1 protein-coding gene is annotated in these 220 nt (G+C 48.2%); it reads left to right on the top strand.

Annotated elements, in window-relative coordinates:
• The coding region (locus tag JEM65_RS22030; protein ID WP_199603913.1) for a hypothetical protein at nt 1-220 on the top strand (220 nt) is incomplete at both ends.

Below are 220 nucleotides of genomic sequence, written 5' to 3'. Positions count from 1 at the left end.
AGGCGCACAGAGGCTATTTGCTAGATAGAGAGCTGGATGAGGATGACCTGGAGTTTCGGGATCAGCGGGATTATGTGAGCAAGTACCGTATGGTGCTAGACTATTTTGATGCGTATGCAATAGGCCTCACGGCTACGCCAGCGCTACATACGACTGAGATTTTCGGGTCGGCTGTTTATACCTATTCGTATCGAGAAGCAGTAGTTGATGGGTTTTTGAT

Origin of the sequence: Gelidibacter salicanalis (assembly GCF_016469035.1) — a bacterium.
GTDB lineage: Bacteria > Bacteroidota > Bacteroidia > Flavobacteriales > Flavobacteriaceae > Gelidibacter > Gelidibacter salicanalis_A.
Note: the sequence above shows the minus strand (reverse complement) of the source record. Positions and strands in the feature narration are given on the sequence as shown.